An 8,086-nucleotide genomic window follows, 5' to 3' on the forward strand; every position below is an offset into this window, starting at 1 on the left:
CGCGACCGCTCAACAACCTTTGAGCGAAGGGATGCTGAATAAATGTTGAATAAATGCCGAAGGGACATGAAAGGAGTTCTGGAGGGATTCCGGACGGTTGTCGAACAGCGTGGGACGGTGTTCTGACTACAGTGTGGGCGGTGCCATCGTGAATCGCGCGTTGAGTTGCGCATATACGTGCTGCCGTTTGGGTTCCAGATCCAGGGGTGCGGCCTCGTTCTGCGCGCCGGGTGCGCCGTAGAGCCCCGTCGCCCGCGCGGCGCCGGGGACCGGCGGACAGGGCTGGGAGGGCACGTCCGCGCCGATGTCGGCGATCTCGATGAGAGAGGTGAGCGTGGTGCCGAGCGCCTCGGCGTACTCCCTGGCCCGTTGGACGGCTTCGCGTACGGCCTGCTGCCGCGCCTGCCGGTGGGCGGGTGAGTCGGGACGCAGGGCCCACCAGGGTCCGTCCACCCGGGTGAGTTCCAAGTCGGCCAGTCGGGTGGTGAGTTCGCCCAGGGCGGTGAAGTCGGAGAGCACGGCGGTGAGATGGACGGTGCCGTAATAGGTGCGGATGCGTTCGCCGCGGCCGTGCCGGGTGAGTTCCGGGGTGATGGAGAAGGCGCCGGTCTCCAGGCGTTCGACGGCCTGGCCATAGGACTTGACGAGGTCGATGACGTCGGCGTTGCGGCGGGTGAGGTCGTCGAGGGCGGAACGGCGGTCCTTGCCGCGGGCGGCGACGGTGATGCCGATACGGGCGATCTCGGGGTCGACTTCGAGGCGGGCCTCGCCGCGGACGGCGATACGGGGCGCGTCGGGGGTGCCGTAGGGGAGGGCGAGGTCGGGTCCTGGTGTGGAAGCTGTTGCCATGCCCCCACTCTGTCACCGTGACCCGGTCCCTCGCCCCCGCCGGTCACCGGATCGCAACCTTCAGGGATGCCGCGGTGCGCCCCGGGCCCCGCGGCGGCCGGGCCGGCCTCAGATGCCGTCCGTGAGGAGTGTCCTGATCTGACGGGTGGGCGGGACCTGGGGCTGCTTCTGCTCGATGCCGAAGGTGGTGAAGGCGGTACGGGCGGGCAGCGGATATGTCTGCGTCCCGGTCACCGAGTTGAGGATGGTGGCACTGCGCCAGGCGGCGAGGCCCAGGTCGGGGGCGCCGACGCCATGGGTGTGGCGTTCGGCGTTCTGCACATAGATGTGGCAGCCGGTGGCGGTGATGGAGGGGTCCAGGACGAGACGGAACTGCTCGTCGATGCGCGGACGTTCCTTGCTGTCGCGGTGCAGATAGGGCTCGAGGGCGGTCAGCAGGGGGGCGAGGGGGCGCTCGCGGTAGCCGGTGGCGAGAACGACGGCGTCGGTGGTGAGGCGGGTACGGGTGCCCTGCTGGATGTGTTCGACATGGAGTTCGATCTGCGAGGTGGCGAGCCGGCCCGCGGTGCGGACGCGGACGCCGGGGGTGAGGACGGCGTCCGGCCAGCCGCCGTCGAGGGTGCGGCGGTAGAGCTCGTCGTGGATGGCGGCGAGGGTGTCGGCGTCGATGCCCTTGTGGAGCTGCCACTGTGCGGCGACGAGCCGGTCGCGCACGGGTTCGGCCAGGGCGTGGAAGTAGCGGGTGTAGTCCGGGGTGAAGTGCTCCAGGCCGAGCTTGGAGTACTCCATCGGGGCGAAGGCCTCGGTGCGGCCGATCCAGCGCAGCCGTTCGCCGCCGGCAGGGCGGTGGCGCAGCAGGTCGAGGAAGACCTCGGCGCCGGACTGCCCGGAGCCGACGACGGTGATGTGCCCGGCCGCGAGGAGGGTGTCGCGGTACCGGAGGTAGTCGGCGGCGTGGATCACGGGGAGGCCGGGGGCGTCCACGAGGGGTTTGAGCGGAGCGGGTACATGGGGCTCGGTGCCGATGCCGAGGACGACGTTGCGGGCGTGGACGCGGCCGAGGGCCTCGGCCTCGCCGCCGGGGCCGAGCTGGGTGAAGTCGACCTCGAAGACGCAGTGGTCGGGGTTCCAGCGGACGGCGTCGACCTGGTGGCCGTAGTGGAGTGCGGGCAGGTTCTCGGAGACCCAGCGGCAGTAGGCGTCGTATTCGGCGCGATGGACGCGGAAACGCTCGGCGAAATAGAAGGGGAAGAGCCTGTCGTGGGCTCTCAGGTAGTTGAGGAAGGACCAGTCGCTGGTCGGGTCGACGAGGGTGACGAGGTCGGCGAGGAACGACACCTGGACGCGGGCGTTCTCGACGAGCAGCCCGGGGTGCCAGTGGAAGCCGTGGCGTTGTTCGTAGAAGGCGGTGCGCAGGCCGGGGAGGGGGTGGGCGAGGGCGGCCAGGGAGAGATTGAAGGGACCGATGCCGATGCCGACCAGGTCGTAGGAGTCGTGGGGGGGTTGCGGGACCTCGGGGGCCTGGGGGGCCTCGGGGGCCTGGGGGGCCTCGGGGGCCTGGGAGGGGTAGGGGATCTGAGAAGTGCGGGGGGCCTGGGAAGCGTGGGGCTCGTAAGGGACCTGGGAGGCGTGGGGGACCTGGGAGGCGTGCGGCTCGTAAGGGACCTGGGAGGCGTGGGGGAATTGGGGGGTGTGAGGGGTGTGGGGGAACTGAGGGTCGTGAGGGGTGTGGGGGGTGTGAGGGGTGTGAGGGGTGTGGGGGGTGTGGGGGGCGTGGTTCATCCGGGGATGCTTCCTTCCACCTGTTTCAGCAGGGCGGCCAGGTCTTCGGAGCGGGCGTCGGGGTTGAGGAGGGTGGCCTTGAGCCAGAGCCGGTCGTCGAGGCGGGCGCGGCCGAGGACGGCCCGGCCCTCGGTGAGGAGCCTGCGGCGTATGACGGCGACGGTCTCGTCGGGGGCGCCGGCGGGCCGGAACAGAACGGTGCTGATGGTGGGCCGGCCGTAGAGCTCGAAGCCGGGGTGGTCCTGGACGAGGTCGGCGAACTCACGGGCGCGGGCGCAGACCTGGTCGACGAGGGCGCCGAGGCCGCTGCGGCCGAGCGCCTTGAGGGTGACGGCGATCTTGAGGATGTCGGGGCGCCGGGTGGTGCGCAGGGAGCGCCCGAGGAGATCGGGCAGACCGGCCTCGGTGTCGTCGTCGGCGTTGAGATAGTCGGCGCGCTGGTGCAGGACGTCGAGGTCGCGGGGGCGGCGGACGGCGAGCAGTCCGGCGGCGACCGGCTGCCAGCCGAGTTTGTGCAGGTCGAGGGTGACGGTGTGGGCGGCCTCGAGCCCGGTGAGCTTGTCGCGGTGGCGTTCGCTGAACAGCAGTCCCCCGCCGTGGGCGGCGTCGATGTGCAGGCGGGCGCCATGGGCGGCGCACAGTCCGGCGATCTCGGGGAGGGGGTCGATGAGACCGGCGTCGGTGGTGCCCGCGGTGGCGGCCACGACCAGGGAACCGCGGGAGCCGGCGAGGTCGGTGAGGGCGTTGTGCAGGGCGGCGAGGTCGATGGTGCCGCCGGGCGCGGGCACGATCACCGGTTCGGGCAGGCCGAGCAGCCAGGCGGCGCGGGGCAGGGAGTGGTGGGCGTTGGCGCCGCAGATCAGGCGGGTGCCGCCGCCGTGGTTCTCACGGGCGAGCAGCAGGGCGAGCTGGTTGGACTCGGTGCCGCCGGTGGTGACGACGGAGTCGGCGAGACCGGCCGCTTGGGCGAGCGCACGGGTGACGAGGGCCTCGAGTGCGGAGGCGGCGGGGGCCTGGTCCCAGGAGTCCAGGGAGGGGTTGAGGGCGCTGGCGGCCAGGTCGGCGGCGGTGGCGACGGCGAGCGGCGGGCAGTGCAGATGGGCGGCGCACAGCGGGTCGGCGGGGTCGGCGGCGCCTTCGGCGAGGGCGTGCACCAGGGTGCGCAGGGCGTCCGGGTCGCCGTGCTCGGGCAGGACGTCCCCCACGGCGTCGCGCACCCGTGCGGCGACCGCCTCGGGCCCTCCCGCGGGCAGCGGCCCGCCGCGGGCGCGCCGGCCGCTGTCGAGGGCGTCGAGCACGGTGTGGAGCAGGGGCCTCAGGGCGCGGGGTCCCTCGGGGCCGGAGGCGAGGCGGGCGGGGTCACCGGGGGGCAGGGCGCTCATGGACCGTCCTCCGTGGCGCGGGGGGGCAGGGACTACAGCTTGTACGCAGTAAAGCCCGACGCGCCCGAAAGCACGACGATCAGGACCCGAAAGTGGGTACGGAGAACCCCTCCGGGCGCGGGCGGCCCGCGGCGGATGCGCGGGGCCGGCCGCCCGGTGTGCCCGATGCGCCGGGGCGGCCCCGCGAGCCGGACCCGGCCCCTCGGGCACACCGGCCCGCGGTCCTTCGCCCGGTGGCCCCGGGCCCACCGGGCGAAGGCGCGCGAAGGTGTGCGCCCGGGGCTCCTACGCCTCCCGGATCCGCAGCGCGCGTGCCAGGTCGTCGAGCTGGTCGACGAGCTTGCGGCGCAGCGCCGGGACCGGGTCGGCGTCACGCAGACAGGCCTGGCCCAGGCGGAGGTGGTCGGCGTCGACGGCGTGGGCGGGGAAGGCCCAGCGGCCGGCGGCCTCGGCGATGGCGGGGCCGCGGCGGGCGGCGAGGGCGACGGCGTCCCGGTAGAAGCGGGGGACGTAGTCCCGCAGGAGCTCGGCCTGCTCGGGCTGCCAGAAGCCCTGGGCGGTGGCGGTGAACAGGTAGTTGGACAGGTCGTCGCGGTGGAACATCGCCTCCCAGGCCGTGCGCTTGGCGTTCTCGTCGGGCAGGGCGGCGCGGCAGCGGGCGGCGCCCTCCTGGCCGGTGGCGGACGGATCGCGCTCCAGTTCGGCGGCGATCGCGGCCTCGTCGACGGCGCCGAGGACGGCCAGCCGGACGAGGATGCGCCAGCGCAGCTCGGGGTCGAGCTCGGGGCCGCCGGGGACGGTGCCGTCGGCGAGCCAGGCGGCGATGGTGTCGGGCTGGGTGACGACGTCGATGAGGCAGCGCACGGCGCTCAGGCGCAGGCCCGGGTGGTCGCCGTCCTCGGTGCGGCGGATGAGGTCGCGGCACAGGGAGCCGAGGGTGGCCAGGACGGCGGGCCGCTGCTCGGGGCGGACGTACCGGTCGGCGATCTGGGTGGTGGCGAAGGACAGGACGCCCTGCACCAGGGCGAGATCGGTCTCCTCGGGCAGATGGGCGGCGGCGGTCGCCAGATAGTCGGCGGGGGCGAGTTCGCCGTCGCGGACCATGTCGCGCAGCGAGTTCCACACCACCGCGCGGGTGAGGGCGTCGGGGATGCCGGACAGGCCGCGCAGAGCGGTCTCCAGGGAGGTCCCGTCCAGGCGGATCTTGGCGTAGGTGAGGTCCAGGTCGTTGGGCACGACGAGGGCGGGACGGGTGCCGAGGCGGGGTGGTGCGGTGCCGTCGCCGGGGACGTCGGTCTCGTAGCGCTCCCGTACGACCAGGGCGCGGCCGTCGCCGCCGAGATCGCGGTCGTAGACACCGACGGTGACCCGGTGCGGGCGGCTGCCGTCGCGGTCGAGGGTGAGGGTCCACTCGCCGGGGCGGGCGTCGACGGACGCGGTGAGCGTGTCGACGCCGGTGGTGCGCAGCCAGGCGTCGGCCCAGGCGTGGACGTCGCGGTCGGTGGCGGAGGCGAGGGAGTCGAGGAAGTCGGCGAGGGTGGCGTTGGCGAACCGGTGCCGGGCGAAGTGGGTGTTGATGCCGGCCAGGAAGTCCTTCTCGCCGAGCCAGGCGACCAGCTGGCGCAGCGCGGAGGCGCCCTTGGCGTAGGAGATGCCGTCGAAGTTGAGCAGGGCGGAGGCGGTGTCGCCGACGGACTCGGGGGCGACGGGGTGGGTGGAGGGGCGCTGGTCGGCGTCGTAGCCCCAGGCCTTGCGGGCGACGCCGAAGTCGGTCCAGGTGTCGGTGAAGCGGGTGGCCTCGGCGACGGTCTGGTAGCCCATGTACTCGGCGAAGGACTCGTTCAGCCAGATGTCGTCCCACCACTTGAGGGTGACGAGGTCGCCGAACCACATGTGGGCCATCTCGTGGGCGATGACCATGGCGCGGGTCTGCCGCTCGGTGTCGGTGACGGCGGAGCGGTAGACGAACTCGTCGCGGAAGGTGACCAGGCCGGGGTTCTCCATGGCGCCGGCGTTGAACTCGGGGACGAACGCCTGGTCGTAGGAGTCGAAGGGGTACGGCTCGTCGAACTTCTCGTGGTAGCGGTCGAAGCACGCGCGGGTGATGCCGAGGATCTCCTCGGCGTCGGCGTCGAGGTGGGGGGCCAGGGAGCGGCGGCAGTGGATGCCGAAGGGCAGGCCGCGGTGTTCGGTGCGCACCGAGTGCCAGGGGCCGGCGGCGACGGCGACGAGATAGGTGGAGATCGGCGGGGTGGGGGCGGCTTTCCAGACGCCGTCGCCGATGTGCTCGGTGACGCCGTTGGCGAGGACGGTCCAGCCCTGTGGGGCCGTGACGGAGAGTTCGAAGACGGCCTTGAGGTCGGGCTGGTCGAAGGCGGCGAAGACCCGCTGGACGTCGTCCAGGAACAGCTGTGTGTAGACGTAGGTCTCGCCGTCGGCGGGGTCGGTGAAGCGGTGCATGCCCTCGCCGGTGCGGGAGTAGCGCATGACGGCGTCGACGCGCAGCTCGTGCTCGCCGGGGGTGAGGTTCTTCAGCGGCAGGCGGTTCTCGGTCAGGCTCTGCGGGTCGAGGGGCTGTCCGTCGAGGGTGGCGGAGCGCAGGGCGGCGGGCTTGAGCTCGACGAACGTGTCCGTGGCGTCCTGGCCGGACCGCACGGTGAACCGGATGACGGTCACGGAGTCGAAGGTGTCGTCCCCGCCGGTCAGATCGAGGCCGACGGTGTAGTGGTGGACGTCGAGGAGCTGGGCACGGGTCTGCGCTTCATCGCGCGTGAGTACGGACATGAACGCCATGCTGCCCGATGCCGTGGACGGGGCACGAGGCGGTTTCGCCGAGAGCCGTACGGTCCGTGCGCACGCCGGCGCGTTCGGTGCGGCGCGCGCGGGACCCCGGTGCGGCGTGTGCGGGACACGGGTGGTCAGCCGGCGCCGGCGGTCCGTCCGGTGCCGTTGTCCTCGGCGATGCGCTCGTGGTGGCGGATCACCTCGGCGATGATGAAGTTCAGGAACTTCTCGGCGAACGCCGGGTCCAGTTTGGCGTCCTCGGCCAGGGCACGCAGCCGTGCGATCTGCCGGGCCTCGCGCTCCGGGTCGGCGGGCGGCAGCCGGTGGGCGGCCTTCAGATGCCCGACCTGCTGGGTCGCCTTGAACCGCTCGGCGAGCATGTGGACGACGGCCGCGTCGATGTTGTCGATGCTGTCCCGCAGCCGCGTGAGCTCCGCACGCACGGCGGGGTCGACGTCGTCCATACCGGTCCTGCTGGTGCTCATGGGCGACAACCCTACGGGGTGGGCCCGTGTCCGATCACGCCCGTCCGGCGGACGCGGAGGGCCGGTGGGGCGCCTACAGTGAGAAGGGCTTCCGGGCGCCTTTGGGGGTACGACGTGGCGAACGACGGACCGGTCGAGCACGGGTATCCGCACCTGGAGACGGTGCAGGCCGCGATCACCGCGCTGTACCGGCGGTTGTCGTACGACACCGTCCGGACGTTCGCGACCAGCGTGGCGCCGGCCGATGTGGCCTTCTGCGACACCGACGACCTGCATCTGGGCGCCCAGCGCGTGGCACGGGAGCTGGTGCGGCACTTCCGGCTGCCGGACGCGCGGCCGATCGTCAGCTTCCGGGAGATGACGCATGCGGCGAACGTCGAGCTGACGGCGGGACCCGAGTACTTCATCGAGCTGAACGACCGTTTCCGCACCCACCGCCGGGACATCGGCGCGGCCCTGGCGCACGAGGTCACGCACGTCTATCTGCACCGCCTGGACCTGTCCTTCCCGGGCACCCGGGAGAACGAGATCCTCACCGACACGGCGGCGGCCTATCTGGGCGCGGGCTGGCTGCTGCTGGACGCCTTCCGGGAGCACGGCGAGTCCTCGCAGAAGCTCGGCTACCTCACCCCCGAGGAGTTCGGCTACGTCCTGGCCAAGCGGGCGCTGGTCTTCGGCGAGGACCCCTCGGCCTGGTTCACCAGCCCGCAGGGGTACGAGGCGTACGTCAAGGGCATGGCCCGGGCCCGCCGTGACGGGCAGCAGCCGCCGCTGACGGCGGCCCGCCGAGCCGGCCGCCGTCAG

General features: G+C 72.6%; 6 protein-coding genes. 1 reads left to right on the forward strand and 5 read right to left on the reverse strand.

Annotated elements, in window-relative coordinates; genetic code table 11:
* Window positions 1-126: 126 nt before the first annotated feature.
* From ABD224_RS03790 to ABD224_RS03810, 5 genes are all read right to left on the reverse strand, one after another.
* Window positions 127-849 carry an SIMPL domain-containing protein gene (locus ABD224_RS03790; protein WP_344046709.1) on the reverse strand — a complete coding sequence of 241 codons (723 nt, stop codon included), beginning with the start codon at window positions 847-849 and terminating at the stop codon, window positions 127-129.
* 108 nt (window positions 850-957) lie between these two features.
* On the reverse strand, window positions 958-2,631 hold the full coding sequence (locus tag ABD224_RS03795) for a lysine N(6)-hydroxylase/L-ornithine N(5)-oxygenase family protein (protein WP_344046711.1): 1,674 nt from the start codon (window positions 2,629-2,631) through the stop codon (window positions 958-960).
* On the reverse strand, window positions 2,628-4,013 hold the full coding sequence (locus ABD224_RS03800; RefSeq protein ID WP_344046713.1) for a pyridoxal phosphate-dependent decarboxylase family protein: 1,386 nt from the start codon (window positions 4,011-4,013) through the stop codon (window positions 2,628-2,630). Before ABD224_RS03800 ends, ABD224_RS03795 begins: the two co-directional genes overlap by 4 nt.
* A gap of 285 nt (window positions 4,014-4,298) precedes the next feature.
* The gene (gene pepN, locus ABD224_RS03805; RefSeq protein ID WP_344046715.1) at window positions 4,299-6,806 is read right to left on the reverse strand and encodes an aminopeptidase N; all 2,508 of its coding nucleotides are present in this window, start codon (window positions 6,804-6,806) and stop codon (window positions 4,299-4,301) included.
* Between the two features lie 125 nt (window positions 6,807-6,931).
* Window positions 6,932-7,282, reverse strand: coding sequence for a chorismate mutase (locus tag ABD224_RS03810; protein ID WP_344046717.1), 351 nt, complete (start codon window positions 7,280-7,282; stop codon window positions 6,932-6,934).
* 114 nt (window positions 7,283-7,396) lie between these two features.
* On the opposite strand from ABD224_RS03810, the gene ABD224_RS03815 reads away from it, so the two are divergent.
* Window positions 7,397-8,086: hypothetical protein (locus tag ABD224_RS03815; RefSeq protein ID WP_344046719.1), on the forward strand; the 690-nt coding region annotated here is incomplete at its 3' end.

This window comes from Streptomyces thermoalcalitolerans (assembly GCF_039525155.1).
GTDB classification, from domain to species: Bacteria; Actinomycetota; Actinomycetes; order Streptomycetales; family Streptomycetaceae; genus Streptomyces; species Streptomyces thermovulgaris.

Coding starts and splice junctions, on each gene's coding strand:
- ABD224_RS03790 (WP_344046709.1), bottom strand. CDS start 849: ATGGCAACAGCTTCCACACCAGGACCCGACCTCGCCCTCCCCTACGGC.
- ABD224_RS03795 (WP_344046711.1), bottom strand. CDS start 2,631: ATGAACCACGCCCCCCACACCCCCCACACCCCTCACACCCCTCACACC.
- ABD224_RS03800 (WP_344046713.1), bottom strand. CDS start 4,013: ATGAGCGCCCTGCCCCCCGGTGACCCCGCCCGCCTCGCCTCCGGCCCC.
- pepN (WP_344046715.1), bottom strand. CDS start 6,806: ATGGCGTTCATGTCCGTACTCACGCGCGATGAAGCGCAGACCCGTGCC.
- ABD224_RS03810 (WP_344046717.1), bottom strand. CDS start 7,282: ATGAGCACCAGCAGGACCGGTATGGACGACGTCGACCCCGCCGTGCGT.